The organism is Bacteroides sp. MSB163, from assembly GCF_036416795.1.
Taxonomy (GTDB): domain Bacteria; phylum Bacteroidota; class Bacteroidia; order Bacteroidales; family Bacteroidaceae; genus Bacteroides; species Bacteroides maternus.
In genome coordinates, this window is the sequence record NZ_CP143867.1 from 3,329,543 (window position 1) to 3,347,727 (window position 18,185).

The window sequence follows — 18,185 nt, forward strand, 5'->3', positions numbered from 1 at the left end:
AAATAATAAATGCAAATATAATATTTTCGTTGATTGGGTGAGCACGTTTATGTATAAAAAAAAAGAAGGCTATCTATCCCAGACAGCCAATCTTTATTAACCTTAAATCTAATACCATGAAAAACACAGTGCAAATGTAGAGGCTTTATGTTATACAACATAATGTTTTGCTGATTTTCTTCTTTGGTTTAACATCTTTTAGACTATAAGGCGGCTTTTCTCCCATTTATGAGAGCGTAAAGTGCATTTTCGGTAAAGATAGTATTAGTTAATCTTCTATCCCTTGCTTACCTTTGCTTCATAAATCGAGAAATGATGAAAAACAGAATCTTATTGACTGCTGCGTTATGTATGAGCATGATGGCACAGATTACTGCACAAGGTTACACTTCTTTGCGGGAGCAAATCCAGTTAGCGGGAGAGTGGGAGAGTTCTTTAGGTACCTGTCGCCTGCCTGGTACGACAGATGAAAACCGACTGGGTGAAAGAAACCGGGATACATTGGTGACGTATCAGTTAACACGTCTCTATCCTTATAGTGGTAAGGTGATTTATACCCGTGAAATAAATATCCCTGAGAGTTTCCGGGGTAAGAAACTGTTTTTGATGATGGAGCGTACCAAACCGAGCACTTTGTGGGTAGATGGTGACAGCATCGGTAGCTATGGTCATCTGTATGCGCCTCACCGGTATGAGCTACCTGCCCTGGCAGTAGGAAAGCATCAGCTGAAAATCAGGATTGATAACTCACCGACTTCTGTCCCTAAAGAAATACAGGGCTCTCATGCCTGGACAGATGCTACGCAAACGAATTGGAACGGCATTCTGGGAGAATTTTATATCGAGGCAGTTCCTGTTTCTTATATTCAGTCGGTACAGGTATATCCGGAAGTGGATAAGAAACAAGCATTAGTTATAGTGGAAGTCGATGCGGACAAAGACGGAAAAGCGATACTGGATGTCAATGGATATGCCTGGAATACTTCTGACACACACACCTTGTCTCCCCGGCAACTTGCCGTGCAATTGAAGAAAGGACGAAACCGGATTGAGCTTCCTGTGAATATGGGTGATAAACCATTACTGTGGAGTGAATTTCATCCCGCACTTTACAAACTGAACATTACGCTCCATGCCGGGAAAAACCGGGATAGCCGGATGGTAGATTTCGGTATGCGCAAGTTTGAAGTGGAGGGTACGCAATTTGTGATAAATGGTTATAAAACTTTTTTGCGTGGGAAACATGATGCCTGTGTTTTTCCCCTGACCGGTTATGGTCCGATGGATGTAGCGTCCTGGCAGCGTGTATTCCGCATAGCTAAACAATACGGTATTAATCATTATCGCTGTCATTCTTTCACTCCGCCGCGTGCTGCGCTGGAGGCTGCCGATATCGAAGGTATCTATTATCAGATTGAGTTGCCTTTGTGGGGGTATATCAAGCGTGAAAATACGGTCCTGAACGATTTTCTGAAAAGGGAAGGGGACATGTTGCTGGAACACTTTGGGAATCACCCTTCATTTATGATGCTGGGTTTGGGTAATGAATTGGATGTGGAGATAGATGTGGTGCGTGAATGGCTCGATGATTTCCGCAATCGGGATAATCGTCATTTGTATTGCTTCGGTTCCAATAATAGCCTTGGTTGGAAAGGGCCGCAGGATGGAGAAGATTTCTTTGTGACCTGCCGTGTAGGCGGTGGAGATGGATATACGACTCATGTACGTGCTTCTTTTGCGTACGTAGATGCTGAGAAGGGTGGCATTTTGAATAATACGCGTCCGGCTACGGATAAAGACTATTCCGGTGCCATTGCGCACTGCTCCCGTCCTGTAGTGGGGCATGAAAACTGTCAGTTTCAAATCTATCCCGATTACGGTCAGATAGAGAAATATACCGGGGTGCTTCGTCCTTATAATCTTGAGATTTTTCGTGATCGTCTGAAAGAGAACCATCTTTCTTCTCAGGCAAAAACTTTTCACCAGGCTACCGGACACTTTTCCATTGAATGTTACAAGGCAGATATGGAATATGCTTTCCGTACTCCCGGTTTTGGTGGCTTCCAGTTGCTCGATTTGCAGGATTATCCCGGACAAGGTTCCGCATTAGTGGGTATTCTGGATGCTTTTATGGATAGTAAGGGTATCGTTGCTCCCGAAACTTTTTATGGTTTCTGTGCACCTCTTGTTCCTTTGGCATTGATGAAGGATCATTGTTGGCTGAATACTCAGCCGCTTCACATAGATGTTGCTCTTTCTAATTATGTGGAAGGCGATTGGAATGAGCCTGTCCGCTGGAGTTTAGTATCTGATAATGGGGTATGGAAACGTGATAGAGTACTCATGACCTCCATTCCTCAGGGCAAAGTAGGAAAGGCGGGCAGTATTGATCTTTCACTTTCCGAACTGAAAGAAGCTCAACGCCTGACACTGACATTGACCACCGGTAAGTATCGCAACTATTATCATCTTTGGGTATATCCTGATGAAACTGCCGAGTCGGAAGGTTCTGTTCATGTGGCTTCTTTCCTGAACGATGATCTGCGAAAAAGGTTGGAAAGCGGAGCGTCCGTTCTGTTGATTCCCGATCATGACAGTATTGTAGCACAGAGTGTTGGAGGAATGTTTACCCCTGATTACTGGAATTACTCCATGTTTAAGACTATTTCGGAAAATGCCGGAAAAGAAGTTTCTCCCGGTACACTTTCCATATTGACTGATCCCGGACATCCGTTATTGAAATACTTTCCGACTGAATATCACAGTGATTGGCAATGGTGGAGTATTACCCGTAATTCCCGTCCCATGATACTGAATGCAACCCGTGGTGAGTATCGTCCGCTTATTCAGGTGATCGATAACATTGAGCGCAACCATAAGCTGGGGCTGGTCTTTGAATTTGCTGTAGGAAAGGGAAAACTGTTAGTTTGCATGACCGATCTGCAAGCCATTGCAGGGACACCTGAAGGCAATCAGTTTCGTACATCCTTACTTCGGTATATGGAGTCTGATGCTTTTCACCCTACCGAACAGTTGGCCTGGAAAGAACTGGACGCACTCTTCCACACCGATATCAATCAAAGACAGATTATTGGGGTGAAGAATGAGTCGGATTATACAGTAGGAGGGGACTAGGACGAAGAGTTCTGAAAATAAAATGTTCGCAATTTAGTGAACGTTTTGTTTTAAATCTCTATCTTTGCAACGAACAAACTACTGCTTATGTTAGTTACATTTGATAAAGAATATCTCAAGGAACTCTATGTTTCCGGTAAATGTAGTGATAAGAAACATCGTTTTCAGCCGGATGTGATAAAACGATATAAAAGGTGTATTGATACACTGATTGCATCGAAGAATGCTGAATCCTTATATAAGCACAACTCTTTGAATTACGAGGTTTTGGTGGGAGACAAGGAAGGGCTTTCTTCAATACGGGTAACTTCAAAATACCGCATAGAGTTTACTGTGAGAGTTGTAGCAGATGCTGAAACGATCATAAGTATATGTAATGTTATAGAATTGTCTAACCATTATAAATAAGTAGAGTATGACTATGCTTGCAAATGAACTCACTCCGTTTTGCCCTACGCATCCCGGTGAAATATTAAAAGACGAAGTTGAATACCGGAAGATTTCTCAACGCGCCTTGGCACGCCAGATGGGAATTTCGTATTCACAATTGAATGAGGTGCTGAACGGTAAGCGCCCGGTTAATACGGAACTTGCTTTGCTTTTTGAAGCAGCTTTGGGGCTTGATCCTGAAATGTTGCTCAATATGCAGACGCGATATAATATGCAGGTGGCGCGTGCCGACCAGCGCACGCAAGATCGCTGGAATGAAGTACGTAAGTTGTGTGCATCGTTCCTTTGATGCACACAACTGTATTATCTGTTATCAGAAGATTTATTCCACATACAGCACCAACCCTTTCAGGTATTCTCCTTCGGGGTGGTAAATACTTACCGGATGGTCAGCCGGCTGCGTCAGTTGGTGCAGGATACGCACACTGCGACCTGACATTGCAGCAGCCGTAAAGACCGCCGTACGGAAGTTCTCCTTGCTGACAGCTTGTGAGCAGGAGAAGGTGAATAGAATGCCGCCCGGTTTGATCTTTTCGAAAGCTTTCACATTCAGCTTGCGGTAACCTTGCAGCGCATTGCGCAGGGCATCGCGATGCTTGGCAAATGCAGGCGGATCCAGAACTATCAGGTCGTACTGGTCGCCCATACGATCCAGATATTTGAAAGCATCTTCGGCAAAGGCAGCATGGCGGGTATCACCGGGGAAATTCAGTTCAACATTCTTGTTCGTGAGGTCAATAGCCTTGGCGGAACTGTCTACAGAATGTACCAGTTCGGCATTGCCACGCATACCATAAACAGAGAAGCCACCGGTATAACAGAACATATTCAGCACAGAACGTCCGTTAGCATAGCGTTCCAGCAGTGCGCGGTTCTCGCGTTGATCCACGAAGAAGCCCGTCTTTTGTCCTTTCAGCCAGTCGATATGGAATTTTAAGCCATATTCCATTGCCACATTATCCGTGCTGCCACCTTTCAGGAAGCCATTCTCAGGGTAGAGGTCGGCTTTGAAGGGGAGAGTCGTTTCTGATTTATAATAGATATTCTCTATTTTATCACCCATCATTTCACTTAGGGCATTGGCTATTTCCATGCGGTCGAGGTGCATACCGGCAGAGTGTGCTTGCATTACGGCCGTGCGGGCATAAATATCAATGATCAACCCGGGAAGGTTATCTCCCTCGCCATGTACCAGTCTGTAAGTGTTATTAGTCGGATTTTCAGCAATACCAATGCTGCGACGCATCTCATAGGCAATACTAAGTTTGCGTTTCCAAAAATCAGAATCAATAGCTTCATCCTGATGAAAAGAAAGCACGCGCACGGCGATGCTGCCTATTTGGAAATGCCCCTTGGCTATGAATTCCTTCTTGGAAGTGTAGATTTCAACTACTTCACCTTCTTCGGGTTCACCGTCGAAATGAGCGATGGCACCTGAAAACACCCAGGGATGGAAACGTTTTAATGACTCTTCTTTGCCGGATTTGAGATATACTTTGTACATGCGATTAGTGATTAGCGATTATGGGTTAGTGATTAATGATTCCTGGTTGGTAAGCGGTTCATCCGGTTCCAATTCATAGTCACCGGTAACTTTTAATTCCTGCAATCGGTTGTATATGTTGAGGCATGCCCATGCATCGGTAGCTGCATACTGCTTTTGAGGTTCGGTCAGATGCTCAGCTTCCCAGTTGGAGAGGCGTTGTGATTTGGATATTTTCTTACCGAACAGGATACCATAGATTTTTTGCAGGCTCTTGTCCTGTATGCCGAACATACGGACATATTCTTGCAACTCGATGCAGGAACGTTGTTCAAAAGGAGCGCGCTTATGCAGCATCATAAAGTCGTCACGCAGCGAAAGGCCGACTTTGGTGACTGACGGACTTTCCAGCAATGAAATAATCGGAAGCGTCAGGCCGGTAAGGTTCAGGCGGAAAAGGAAACAGTCTTCTTCGGAGGATACTTGCAGTAAGGCTACCTTATGTGATTGCCCTTTGGTGAATGACGGGCGGGTTTCGCTGTCAATTCCCAACAGAGGATACTTCTTAAGATAAGTCACTGCTTTTTCCGCTTCCCAGGGGGTTTGTACAAGATGTATTCGTCCCGGAAAGAGTACTTTGGGCATCTCTTTGATATCTTCCTTTTTAATCGTTTTTTTAATAACCATAATTTAAGTCTTTAGTCGTGATGGTGATGTCCATGACAGTGGCAATCATCATCGTCGCAATCATCTTCTTCCGGTCCGTCTTCGTCAGACTGGCGGTATTTTACGTCGTGCAATGCGCGAAGTGTGTTTACCAGGGTTTGCCCCCAGTATTCTTTGAATTGTTCCTGACAGATAGCCAGGGAGTCGTTCATTGTTTCGTTCAATCCCAACTGGAAGACGAAAATGAAATCTTTGATGGCCTGGTAAATATCTGCCAGGTCTTCGGAAATATTCTTCTTGATAGGCTGGTCGCTATAAACCATATCTTGTATGAACACGTCCAGATAATCATCTTTTTCAGCAAGAATCCCGGCAAGGTTGATGCGGAGCACTTCATACGTTTCTTCCGTTACGTAGCTTTCAGGAGCGTCGTCGCCTATTATTTCTGTTTCGGGCAACATGGCCGCCTTGAGGTAGAGCAACGGAAGTATCTTTAATGAGGTATCGACAAATGTGTCACGTTTCATCGTTTCCGCCTGCTCCAGGAATTTGCAGAATTCAGCAGCTACGGTGACGAATTCCACTACATTACGGTCGAATATCACTTGGCTTTCTTTTTTCATATATACTCGGTTTGAAACGCAAAGATAGTGTAAACCGAGTGCAGTAGCAAATTTATTTGCATTTTACTGAAATGCCGTTTCATTTATTATTACGTGATATTCCGTTCCCCGGTTTCTTCTCCGGCTGCTGATTCCAAGTTTGCGGAGTGCACGTCCGAAGTACGCGACTTTGTTGATGGCTAATCGGTCTTTGGTCTTTTTCTGGAGAAAAGAAAGTATTTCCATCGGTGTCATCCACGTTCCTTCGTCTTCTGCTTGTGCCGCCTGAAAGTGGCACAGAAAGAGTTGTTCCAATGGAGTAGGTTGTTCAAACTCTTGATTGCTCTGCTTCAGAATGGCCTCGTCGGTGTCGTCCAGCCAGTAGCGTTCACCTTGCGAGATGGCAGTCATGGCCTGGGCATAGAGTTGGCGGTAGTTGATGGTGACGTTGGTGTTGATGGGACCGGTTACTTCGATACAGATGAAGCGGCGACTGCCGCTGGGATCGGTCAGCAAGTCTTTTTGATTGCTGGTGCCTATAAAGGAGGCGTAGCGGCGTATCTCCTGAATGGCGGTTCCATAAGGTTTCCGCAGGTTGGCTACGGGTTTTTGCAACAGATGTTTCAGGAAACCTTGCTGGCTGACGCTGATCTGGTCGAACTCGTCGATGTTGATCAGAAAGAAACACCCCAGGCTTCGTTCGGCATCCTGTTTGCTTTTGAAGTCGATGCTGTCTGTGTAGCCGAAACGCAGTTCCGGTGGTAAAAGAATGCGGCAAAACGTAGATTTCCGATACCCTTGGGCGCCTACCAGTAGGGGCGATGTACTGTTGCCATGCTGTCGGTCAAGTCCCCGCCAATGGGCCGTCATACTGAGAAACCAACGGTAGAACAATTCCCGCCAATGCGGGTTTTCGCAGGGAACGAGATCGGCCAGGGCACGGATACGGTCTTTTCCGTCCCAGCGTCCGGTGTCGTTGAGGTATTCTTCCACAGGATTATGGAGGGGGATATAGTCGGAAGTAAGGTAGCGTGCTATGTCGCGGTCCCATACCCGGATACCTTCTTTTAGGGCATTGAGCGCTATGCTGCTTCGTATCCGCTGGTCGGCGGGGCGGAATTGGAAGTGTATGGAGTCGCGCTGGCGGTATTCCAGCTCGCCCAACACGGTGTTGTAGCGGAATTCGTAGCGGCGGTTCATGAACTCTTCCAGGCGGAAGGCTGTGTCCTGTTCGGCGGTCATGCTGTTGCGGGTGCCGAAACCTTTACATTCACGGTAAAGATTATGTATGGCGGCACGTATCACGGGCTCGTCCGCTTCGCGATAATAATGCATCAGGGTTTGCCGGACTACCTCTTCCTCGGGAATACCTGCTTTGTAACAGTGCTCGGCAAGCCGTGCCAATAATGGGCGCAGGTCGTCACCTCGTTTCCAGTTTGTCAGTTCGTCGAACGCGCGGTTGAGCGCTGCTTCGAAGAGCATGGAAAAGGTGTCCGATGAACTATAACCGGGCTGCATGCGTAATAGCGGATTGGTTTCCGCCTGCTTCTGTTCCTTGAAAGTGGTTTCGCCGGGCATGGTGAAGGGTTGTTCCAGGCAGAAGGGAATGGCAGCCAGATTATAATAAGGTCGCTCATCCAGCGTCATGCGGCAACTCTGGTTGAGCGACGGTTCTTTTAGGGTGATGGAGTAGGGCAGCAGGGGTTGATAACAATTTACCGCAATACGGTAAGCGTGGGCATGAAACAAGGTCATTTCACTTTCGTGTTTAGGGAATGAGCCGTCGGGCAGGGCGAAGAGTACCCATATCTTTACACTGCGTCCGCTGCTTCCACAGAAGGCGGCAAAGGTTTGAGGCAGCAGGGAAGCCTGTTGCTTTATCAGTTCCACTTCGGTGATACCTGCCAGGTGGTTGACTTCAATCTGTACCAGTCCGTTGTAAATCTTTACCCGATGTTCTCCGTCTTTGGTGCGGGCGTATTCCACGGCGGGGTAGATGCGGGGTAATTTATCTATGTTCAGATAGTGGTTATCTGTTCCTTGCAGCATAGGTATGAGATGGCGCAAGGATGATATATGCGCTGCTTTGTTCTCTTTCTTTATTTTTTCTATTAAGGTTTCAGTATCAAGGGTACTGAAAGATTCTTTGCCGGTTTCACGGTCGGTGCGTATAAGGGTTAGTTTCATCGTGGTTATTTTTAGTTACTGTCTTCAAAAGACGGCGCAAGTTACAGCAAAAAAACTGGGGGGCAAAGTTTTTCAAGAATAAAAAAATAATTCTGTGCCGAAACGGGTATAGGGCGTTTTCTCATAATCGTCCATCAAATTTTCTAAGGTTTCAACTTCTTTTTCTTTACTATCATCTGCATATATTTCATCCACTCTGCTGGAAAGCAAACGAAATTCATCATCATTTTCCAGATGACCTTTTTGGACTATTAGATTTATTTTAGCTGATACTTTATCATGGTCTTCATCCAAATCAAAACCAAATTTGTCTCTCAATATCTGATTTAATTCAATTAATTTATTGAGCGATAAACCTCTTGCCATTTCGTTAGTATCATTATATATCATTCTCATTCCATTTAAATTTTTCTTGTCGAATGCGTCTGTGATTACTTGATACAACTCCTTAAAGAATTCTGTATTTTCTTTTTTAATAAGAAAATCTACTATTGTTTGATTCCAATCTTTCAGAAAGGATAGTTCATCTAAAGCTTTTTGACTTAACTCTTTTCTCATTTTTTTATCAAGCAGGGATTCATTTTGTGTTTATTAGTCAGTTCGAAAGGTATTTTTGTTTCCATTTTGTCATCTATAGCTTAATTTCGTTTCAATTTCCTTGATGGATGGTATGGTACCTTCCACTTCGGTGGGATAAAGTCTGGATAGCTCATATTCTGATATGCCAATTGGTTGGCTGCTTGATTCCAGTGCATATTGTGCTAGTAAATTATCCTTATTTTTGCAAATGAGCAGTCCTATCGTAGGATTGTCTATTCCTTCTTTGCGCAAAAGGTGGTTGACGGCAGTCACATAAGTCCCCAACTGACCTATGTCAGCGGAATCAAATTCGTCAATTTTAACTTCTACCGCCACATAGCAACGGATAGTAAGATTGTAGAATAATAAGTCGATGAACTTTTCCTTCCTACCTATTTGCAACCGATATTCCTTGCCCACGTAGGCAAATCCCGTTCCGAGTTCCACTAAGAAATTTGTAATATTCATCAACAGGGCATCTTTTAGTTGTCGCTCGTTATAACCTTTGCGCATGGAAAGAAAATCGAAACTATAAGGGTCTTTGGTGAGCTCCTGTGCCAAATCACTTGTAACGGCAGGCATTGTGTGCTGAAAATTGGTCAATGCTTTCCCTTGTCGTTCATACAAATCAGTATCGAGGAAATTGAGTAGCATAGCGCGGCTCCATCCATATTCTAAGGTTTGGCGCACATAGAATAAGGCTTTATTGGGATTGTTTGAGCACTTGTCTATGATACGTATATGATGCCCCCACGGAATGCGGCATAATTCTTCAACAACTTGTTGAAGATTTCGGGAACATTCGGCGTAGAGCTGATAAAACCGCTTTGCATATCGTATGTTCGATTCGGAAAGTCCTTCTATTCCAGGCATTTCCTTACGTAAATCCGCGCTAAGTGTAGCGTAAAATTTTCCTCCATATTTGTTGTCAACTTCCAATGAAACGATATCGCTTCCCAACCCCCAATAGAATTCGATGAGGACGCTGTTCACTTTCACTGCCGCTTTAATTTGGCTCTGGCGGTAGCGGGTAGTCAGTTCCTTCACCCATTGCAGGTAGGCTTTATCTAATATGTTGATGGATTTGCCCATGTTTTTTCTTTATTTTTTATGTTTCTTACAAAAGTAAGGTTTCTCTTTTTATCTGCAAACTACTTTCCTGCATTTATCTTTCTTCTGTCTTTATACTCAGTCTTATTATTAAAATAATGCATAGAGGAGTAAATGAACATAAACATGGAAAATCATCCTTTCAGAGGAAAAAACTCCTTCATCAATAAAAAGGTTTTAGTATCTAAATTGGGAAAAAGATATTTACCGACAATTCCAGTCTTATTAAGTTTCCCCGTAAATGATTTGCCTGTGGCAATCATGCAAACCTGTTTTGTTGAATTAAAGTAAAGAGTAAAGTTTTTAGAGCTAATCAGTTTGCCGTCAGGGTAGTATGATTCGCAAGGACCTAGCGGTACACCTTTTTCGTAGGTGTCAACGGACTTTACCGTTCCATCTGGGTAGTATCCGGTAATTTTGCCGTGCTTATTCTCAGTACTCCTTTGGCCAATATTTTGCAAATATATATCGCAGTCAGGCTAAATATAATTATAGATATCCCATGCCTGGATATGTCTAACCCCATTTTTGGAAGGTAATGTTATTTCGTCCAATGTTATTACAAACTTCTCATAGTGGTCGGTAAGCGAATCAAAAGGAGCATATTCGCGTTCCGTGGTACTATCGTCAATCAACAGATAGCTGACCTGCAAATAGATAATCCTATCGGCTTTTGTAGCAACAAAATCTACTTCTCTATCCTTTATCACTCCTACATATACGTCATATCCTGCTATTTTTAAATCCAGATAAATACGATTTTCCAGCAAATAGCCTATTCCATAGCCATATCCATTATATAAATAGTTATGAAAAGCCAAGTCGTTTGCATAATATTTACATGTTCCCGAAATAATGTCTTTACCTTTAATGTTATATCTTTCTGCCCGATGCAACAGGTTTGCTTCTTCCAGATAGAGGATATAATTTGATACGGTTTCATAATTTGTTTTTCTCCCTTTGGACTTAAAGAAATTCACAACATTGTTCACTGAAATCAAATTGGATGCATTGTTTACCAGATATCCGAATATATCTTCCAGTAATCTGGCATCTTTGATGTTGTTTCTTTGTACAATGTCCCTTAACAAGACGGTATCTTTGATAGAAGAAATATAATTCCGTTTTGTTTCAAAATTGTTGAGATGAAACAATTCGGGGAAACCTCCTGACTTTAAGAATTCCATGTATGTATCTTTGTTCACATTTCTTTCAGAAATGAGTGCATATTCCTCTATATTAAAAGGAAAAACCTTAAACTCGATATATCTTCCCGATAGTAATGTTGACAATTGACTCGAAAGCATCTTCGAATTGGAACCTGTTATCACAATTTCGCAATCTTCCGTATAGTCTTGAGATAAAGAATTCACGGCTTTCTCCCACTCCGCGATGTTCTGTATTTCATCCAGAAATAAATAAATTTTCCCGGCAGGCTGTTTCTCCTTTCTATATAACTGGTAAAGACTGAGTAAATCCTCTGCATTCCTGACGAAACTGAAAGGGGCAAATTCAAAATTCACATATAATAATTGCCGAGGTTCTACTTGTTTCTCTGTGATTAGATAATTCATCAACTGTCTCATAATGAAACTTTTGCCGCTCCTGCGTTGTCCCACTAATACTTTCACCAGTCGATTTCCCATAGCATTGGCTATCGGGGTTATATATTCCTTACGAATCAATCCTAAATCTGGAAACTGTCCATTCCAGAAATTATACTTCTCAAGTAATTGTAATCTTTCGTCCATAAGTGCATACGTTTCCGGCAAATATAATAGAAAATTTTCAGGTACACTTGAAAAAAGTGTCTTTTTTGAGGGGAAAATCAAGTGTACCTGATAAATATGTCTGTCTGATTGAGTATTAGGATTTGTAATCCGCCTGATTGGCTACCGAATGTTACTTCTTCTCTCCTTCTTTAGGGTTTTCTTGCAGGACATTGTCAATATTTTGCCGGAACATCTGACGCATGTTCTCGTGCCGGGTTAACAAATCTACTTTGATGTGGAAGAGGTGTTCAAGTTCTTCGCGGATGTCTTGTAATGTGAAGAGGTCGATAGAATGATGTGTCTTCACACAGATATCAATATCGCTATCCTCCCGCTGTTCGTCCCGTGCGGCGGAACCGAAAAGAGCGAGCTGTTAATACCGTATTTTTCACCGGCAGTATGCTTAAACTGGCGTAGTAATTCCATCATTTTCCAGATGGTCTCTTTGAACTATTCTGTATTTTCGTTTTTAACAAGAAAATCTACTATCATCTGATTCCAATCTTTCAGAAAGGATAGTTCATTTAAAACCTTTTGACTTAGTTCTTTTTTCATATAGTTATAAATATCATCACTGCAAAGTATCTTTTCTTTTTTTCACGGAACGAGTAAAGTCTATATGTTTCCACTGCCGTCAATGCCAGCTGTTGTTTTGCAGGTGTCAAATGAGAATAAAGTTCGTGACTCTTTGTCTTTAGAACTATACACTCTAAACGGTTGAAAAGGTATAGGGAAATGAAATGCCCTCTTACTCTTTCTTAAGAGAAACATCGTCTTTTCCTTGCTTTTACATCCCTTTTCCTTTATCTTTGTATTCATTATTTCGGCTTATCCACAGCTGTGAAATACGTGCTTCATAATTGTAAAGCAGCAGATCCATAATTGTGAAGCACGTATTTCACAGTTGTGGGCAATGCAAAAACATTACTTATCAACGAAAGAAACATAGGAGATTAACATAAGCACTCCCTATCCTGGACATTACAGAAAAGGGTAGGAGTGCGAAAAAACAAAAGAACAATGGCAATATTATTTGATTGGTACGAGAATCCCAAAACCAAGGACAAGCAGGACGAAGAACTGACCCTGCACCCGCGCATCCGGCTGAACGGTTCCACGGGTACCGCCCAACTACGGAGGTTCATACAAGAATATTGTTCGCTGACCGAAACCGATGTTTCGGCCGTGCTCGATGCCTTGTCGCACTTTATGGGACGGGAATTGGGTGAAGGACGCCAGGTGCACCTGGACGGTATCGGCTACTTTCGTCCCACACTGACCTGCACCGAACCGGTGAAGGTGGATACCAAACGGAAAAGTACCAAGATGAAACTGAAAAGTATCACCTTCCGCCCCGATATCGAACTGCGGAGCGAGATAGGCAACATAAAAGTCCAGCCGTTAAAACAACGGAATGTGTTGCAAAAGAAACTGACCTCGGAAGAGATTGATAAACGGGTGGAAAATTTCTTCACTACGCACGATTTCATGACGAAAGGAGACTTCTATTCTCTCAGCGGAATGACAAGAACCACTGCTACCCGGCATATTCGACGTCTTTGTGACGAAGGAAAGCTGGAAAATAGGGGATTGCAGAAACAGCCGATTTATGTGCTGAAGAAGTGTAATCAGTAGATTCTGAGTGAGATATGTCTTAAATGTATGGAGTGTAGGTAAAATAGCCTACACTCCATACACGCTTGCTTACACCGCGCTGTATTGCCGATGAATAAAGGGATACAGGGAAAGAGTGTAAGCGTGTAGGTAAAAGTGAGGATAAACTCTATGTACATTCTTTGTTTCTTAAACTAATTTATTGAAACCTATGACAAAACATTTTCTTTTGGGAATTCTTCTGCTCTCCGCAGTATCCCTGAACGCTCAAACTTCCGGATATTATCAGGAAGCCCCCAATCCGGTAGCTGTTAATCCGGCTTTATGGTCAGAAGTGAAAACCCCGCAAGTCAGTTGGGGAAGTACGGATATGCGGTACAAGAAAGAAGAACCTGCCGCCATTCGTGAAATAAAGAAAACAATCAGTCTAACGGCCTGGAAAGGTGAGAAAGTATCTGCCCAGTTGGTAGTATGGACTCCCGAGACGTTGAACAGTCTGACTTTTAAGGTCAGTGACCTGACTTCCGGAGGTGAAACCATCAGTAAAGACGATATCCAAACCAGTTTTGTGCGGTACGTCATGACCGATGAATTGAATAAAGATGGTTTAGGCGCATGCGGTTATCGCAACAGTGTAGATTTTGATTCCACGCTGGTGGCAGATGTGCTCGATCATCTTACCCCCTCCTTGATGATTCCTGCCAATTCTGCCCAGGGAGGCTGGATCAGCATCCGGGTGCCGCAACAAGCCAAAGCCGGAAAATATACGGGAATGGTCACAGTGAAAAATGGTGATGCAATCCTGTCCGAATTGAATTTGACTGTCACTGTGAAAAATCGCATCCTTCCTGCCCCTGCCGAGTGGGCTTTCCATCTTGATTTATGGCAAAATCCATACGCCGTAGCACGCTATTATGATGTAGAGCCGTTCAGCGAAAAGCATTTCGACCTGATGTGTCCCTTGATGAAACTATATGCCGATGCGGGCGGAAAAGTGATTACCGCCTCCATTATGCATAAACCCTGGAACGGGCAGACTTATGACGCATTCGAGAGTATGGTGACTTGGCTGAAGAAAGCTGACGGTACCTGGTATTTTGATTACACGGTGTTCGACAGGTGGGTGGAATTTATGATGAGCGTAGGCGTCCGGAAACAAATCAGTTGTTTCTCTATGGTGCCCTGGCGTCTTTCTTTCCAATACTTCGACCAGGCGAGCAACTCATTCAAATATCTGAATGCCAAGCCGGGCGAAGCTGCTTACGAGGAATTCTGGATGACCATGCTGAAATCGTTTGCCCGCCATCTGCGTGAAAAGGATGGTTCGATATCACCCATATCGCTATGGACGAACGTCCCATGAAGGATATGCAGGAAACATTGGCGGTGATTCGCAAAGCTGATAAAGACTTCAAGGTTTCATTGGCGGGAACTTATCATGCTGAACTGGCGGATGAGCTGGATGATTATTGTATCACGATTGCCGAAAGATTTCCGGCTCAGACAATCCATTCACGCCGTGAAGCCGGAAAAGTGACTACCTATTACACTTGCTGCACAGAACCTCGTCCTAACACGTTTACTTTCAGCCAGCCGGCCGAAGCCGAATGGTTGGCGTGGCATAGTGCTAAGGAAAATCTGGACGGTTATCTCCGTTGGGCATTGAATAGCTGGGTGAAGAATCCATTGCAAGATAGCCGTTTCACTGCGTGGGCGGCAGGTGACACTTACCTGATTTATCCCGATGCCCGTTCGTCCATCCGCATGGAGCGTCTGATTGAGGGGGTGCAGGCTTTTGAAAAAGTGCGTATTCTGAAAGAAGAATTTAGGAAGAAAGGCAATAAGGGCGCTATTAAGAGCATTGATAAAGCATTGCAAATGTTCGACGAGCAGAGCCTGCAGGAAGTGCCCGCCGCTACTGCTGTGAACAAGGCCAGAGAGGTAATCAACAGATACTGAGAAGCATTTAACGAAAAGAGGGGTTGATGTTCCCTTTTTATTTGAATAATCTTTAGAAGATAAGGTTATAAAGAGAGCAATATTTTTATTACTTTTGCACCAATCTATCATTCATTTACTAAGGAATTCTATTCATGGCTAAGAAAAATTCTACAAAAGATACGGAACAATCCCTTTCCCTGTTTGGTAAAATAAGGGCAATCTTCAAAAACGAAACGATTCATTTTGTTATTGGCTTGGTACTGGTTATTTTCTCTGTGTACTTGCTGCTGGCCTTTTCTTCGTTCTTCTTTACGGGAGCGGCGGATCAAAGTATCATTGATTCGGGTAATGCACAGGAATTGGCTTCTACCAATAATGGGGTGAAGAACTATGCCGGTTCGCGCGGCGCTCAATTGGCAAGTTATCTGATTAATGACTGCTTCGGTATTTCCTCTTTCTTCATTCTTGTATTCCTTGCAGTGGCGGGGTTGAAGTTGATGCGTGTACGGGTGGTTCGTCTCTGGAAGTGGTTTATCGGTTGTTCGTTGTTGTTGGTTTGGTTCTCTGTCTTCTTCGGCTTTGCCTTTGTGGAGCAGTATAAAGACTCTTTCCTGTATCTGGGCGGTATGCACGGATATAATGTCAGCAATTGGTTGGTATCGCAGGTAGGTGTTCCGGGCGTTTGGATGATTCTGTTGGTGACTGCTATCTGCTTCCTTATCTATCTCAGCGCACGTACGGTTATCTGGTTGCGCAGATTGTTCAGTCTTAGTTTCCTGAAACGCAAACAGAAAGAGGAAGAAGAGAAAGGAGAAACACCGGAAGAGTTTACGGACTCGTGGACGGCAAAGGGAAAGAAAAAGCCGGTTCCTGTTCCTGATGTGGCAGATATAAAAGAAGAAGAGGTTCCCGTTGAAATTCCCGAACCTATAAAAGAACCGGAAAATGAAATTACATTGGATTTGGGTGGCGTTACGGAAACACAGCCTGCCAAGGTATCGGGTGAAGAAGTGTCTATGACTATTGAGACGCCTGTTCCTGACCCTGTACCTCCTTTCCACGAAAAAGCGGCGGAACCTGTATTCGAAATAGAAACTACTGAAAATGACGACGAATATAAAGGTCCGGAAAAGGAACCCTATAATCCCCGTCTCGATCTGGAAAACTATCGCTATCCTACTATCGACCTGATGAAGCATTATGAGAATGCCGAGCCTACTATCGACATGGCGGAGCAGAATGCCAATAAAGATAAGATTATAAATACACTGCGCAGTTTCGGTATTGAAATCAGTACGATAAAGGCGACGGTGGGGCCTACGGTGACGCTGTATGAAATCACCCCCGAGCAAGGTGTTCGTATCTCCAAGATTCGTGGTTTGGAAGATGATATCGCTCTCAGCCTTTCGGCATTGGGTATTCGTATCATTGCGCCGATTCCGGGAAAAGGAACAATCGGTATTGAAGTGCCGAACTCCAATCCGAAGATTGTTTCCGGACAGAGTATCATCGGTAGCAAGAAGTTCCAGGAGTCTACTTATGACTTGCCGGTTGCTTTGGGTAAGACGATTACCAATGAGGTCTTCATGGTCGATTTGTGCAAGATGCCTCACATGCTGGTGGCCGGTGCCACCGGTCAGGGTAAATCTGTCGGACTGAACGCCATTATCACTTCTTTGCTTTATAAAAAGCATCCGGCTGAACTGAAGTTTGTGCTGGTAGACCCTAAGAAAGTAGAATTCAGTATCTATTCGGTGATTGAACATCACTTTCTTGCCAAGTTGCCCGATGGGGAAGATGCTATCATTACGGATGTAACCAAAGTGGTGCAGACGCTGAATTCTATCTGTGTGGAAATGGATACCCGTTACGACTTATTGAAAGCCGCACACGTGCGTAATGTCAAGGAATATAATGAGAAGTTTATCAATCGCCAGTTGAATCCTGAAAAGGGACATAAGTTTATGCCTTACATTGTGGTGGTGATTGACGAGTTCGGTGACTTGATTATGACGGCGGGCAAAGAGGTAGAGTTGCCTATTGCCCGTATCGCCCAGTTGGCGCGTGCGGTGGGTATCCACATGATTATCGCTACGCAACGTCCGACAACGAATATCATTACCGGTACAATCAAGGCGAACTTCCCGGCTCGTGTCGCTTTCCGTGTATCTGCCATGATAGACTCGCGTACTATTCTCGACCGTCCCGGAGCTAATCAGCTGATCGGACGTGGTGATATGTTGTTCCTGCAAGGGGCGGATCCTGTACGTGTGCAATGTGCCTTTATCGATACGCCGGAGGTAGCGGAGATTACTAAGTTTATTGCCAAGCAACAAGGGTATCCTACTGCATTCTATTTGCCGGAGTATGTAGGTGAAGATGGTGGCGGAAACGATTTGGGAGATGTGGATATGGGACGTCTGGATCCATTGTTCGAAGATGCTGCCCGCCTGATTGTCATCCATCAGCAAGGTTCTACATCGTTGATCCAACGGAAGTTCGCTATCGGTTATAACCGTGCCGGGCGATTGATGGACCAATTGGAAAAAGCCGGTATTGTGGGACCTGCACAAGGCAGTAAAGCGCGCGAGGTGCTTTGTGTCGATGAAAATGACCTGCAAATGCGCCTGAACAATTTACTGTAAA

General features: G+C 44.0%; 14 protein-coding genes and 2 pseudogenes. 7 read left to right on the forward strand and 9 right to left on the reverse strand.

Annotation, left to right across the window (positions count from 1 at the left end):
- The first annotated feature begins 315 nt into the window (after positions 1-315).
- The 3 genes from VYM24_RS12150 (at position 316) to VYM24_RS12160 (ending at position 3,874) form a co-directional block, all read left to right on the forward strand.
- Complete coding sequence (locus tag VYM24_RS12150; protein ID WP_330942244.1) at positions 316-3,135, forward strand: glycoside hydrolase family 2 protein; 2,820 nt, start codon at positions 316-318, stop codon at positions 3,133-3,135.
- Between the two features lie 87 nt (positions 3,136-3,222).
- Positions 3,223-3,543 carry a type II toxin-antitoxin system RelE/ParE family toxin gene (locus VYM24_RS12155; protein WP_029428706.1) on the forward strand — a complete coding sequence of 107 codons (321 nt, stop codon included), beginning with the start codon at positions 3,223-3,225 and terminating at the stop codon, positions 3,541-3,543.
- A gap of 7 nt (positions 3,544-3,550) precedes the next feature.
- Positions 3,551-3,874 carry a HigA family addiction module antitoxin gene (locus tag VYM24_RS12160; protein ID WP_007215523.1) on the forward strand — a complete coding sequence of 108 codons (324 nt, stop codon included), beginning with the start codon at positions 3,551-3,553 and terminating at the stop codon, positions 3,872-3,874.
- Positions 3,875-3,907: 33 nt separating this feature from the next.
- On the opposite strand, the gene VYM24_RS12165 is transcribed toward VYM24_RS12160, so the two are convergent.
- The 6 genes from VYM24_RS12165 to VYM24_RS12190 form a co-directional block, all read right to left on the reverse strand.
- Positions 3,908-5,089, reverse strand: coding sequence for a class I SAM-dependent rRNA methyltransferase (locus tag VYM24_RS12165; protein WP_330940141.1), 1,182 nt, complete (start codon positions 5,087-5,089; stop codon positions 3,908-3,910).
- Between the two features lie 18 nt (positions 5,090-5,107).
- Complete coding sequence (locus VYM24_RS12170) at positions 5,108-5,755, reverse strand: 3'-5' exonuclease (RefSeq protein WP_330940142.1); 648 nt, start codon at positions 5,753-5,755, stop codon at positions 5,108-5,110.
- Positions 5,756-5,766: 11 nt separating this feature from the next.
- Positions 5,767-6,357 (reverse strand): DUF5063 domain-containing protein, encoded by a 591-nt coding sequence (locus VYM24_RS12175; protein WP_299087925.1) that lies wholly within the window; start codon positions 6,355-6,357, stop codon positions 5,767-5,769.
- 63 nt (positions 6,358-6,420) lie between these two features.
- Positions 6,421-8,523: a BT4734/BF3469 family protein gene (locus VYM24_RS12180; RefSeq protein ID WP_330940143.1), complete on the reverse strand. Its 2,103-nt coding sequence runs from the start codon at positions 8,521-8,523 to the stop codon at positions 6,421-6,423.
- A gap of 72 nt (positions 8,524-8,595) precedes the next feature.
- On the reverse strand, positions 8,596-9,081 hold the full coding sequence (locus VYM24_RS12185; RefSeq protein WP_291554347.1) for a hypothetical protein: 486 nt from the start codon (positions 9,079-9,081) through the stop codon (positions 8,596-8,598).
- Between the two features lie 69 nt (positions 9,082-9,150).
- On the reverse strand, positions 9,151-10,194 hold the full coding sequence (locus VYM24_RS12190; protein ID WP_291554345.1) for a PDDEXK nuclease domain-containing protein: 1,044 nt from the start codon (positions 10,192-10,194) through the stop codon (positions 9,151-9,153).
- 144 nt (positions 10,195-10,338) lie between these two features.
- Between VYM24_RS12190 and VYM24_RS12195 the strand changes: the two genes are divergently transcribed.
- The gene (locus VYM24_RS12195) at positions 10,339-10,503 is read left to right on the forward strand and encodes a hypothetical protein (RefSeq protein WP_299087914.1); all 165 of its coding nucleotides are present in this window, start codon (positions 10,339-10,341) and stop codon (positions 10,501-10,503) included.
- Positions 10,504-10,508: 5 nt separating this feature from the next.
- On the opposite strand, the pseudogene VYM24_RS25395 reads toward VYM24_RS12195, so the two are convergent.
- The 3 genes and pseudogenes from VYM24_RS25395 to VYM24_RS12205 all read right to left on the reverse strand — a co-directional run.
- Positions 10,509-10,673: pseudogene (locus VYM24_RS25395) on the reverse strand (hypothetical protein); the annotation flags it as partial.
- 18 nt (positions 10,674-10,691) lie between these two features.
- Positions 10,692-11,963, reverse strand: a complete 1,272-nt coding sequence (locus VYM24_RS12200; protein ID WP_330940144.1) for an ATP-binding protein — start codon at positions 11,961-11,963, stop codon at positions 10,692-10,694.
- Between the two features lie 151 nt (positions 11,964-12,114).
- The gene (locus VYM24_RS12205; RefSeq protein ID WP_330942245.1) at positions 12,115-12,303 is read right to left on the reverse strand and encodes a hypothetical protein; all 189 of its coding nucleotides are present in this window, start codon (positions 12,301-12,303) and stop codon (positions 12,115-12,117) included.
- Between the two features lie 701 nt (positions 12,304-13,004).
- On the opposite strand from VYM24_RS12205, the gene VYM24_RS12210 reads away from it, so the two are divergent.
- The 3 genes and pseudogenes from VYM24_RS12210 to VYM24_RS12220 all read left to right on the forward strand — a co-directional run bounded on the left by VYM24_RS12210 (position 13,005) and on the right by VYM24_RS12220 (position 18,184).
- Positions 13,005-13,619: an HU family DNA-binding protein gene (locus VYM24_RS12210; protein WP_330940145.1), complete on the forward strand. Its 615-nt coding sequence runs from the start codon at positions 13,005-13,007 to the stop codon at positions 13,617-13,619.
- 190 nt (positions 13,620-13,809) lie between these two features.
- Positions 13,810-15,557, forward strand: a pseudogene (locus VYM24_RS12215) (DUF4091 domain-containing protein).
- 134 nt (positions 15,558-15,691) lie between these two features.
- The gene (locus tag VYM24_RS12220) at positions 15,692-18,184 is read left to right on the forward strand and encodes a DNA translocase FtsK (protein ID WP_299087905.1); all 2,493 of its coding nucleotides are present in this window, start codon (positions 15,692-15,694) and stop codon (positions 18,182-18,184) included.
- Position 18,185: the final 1 nt, after the last annotated feature.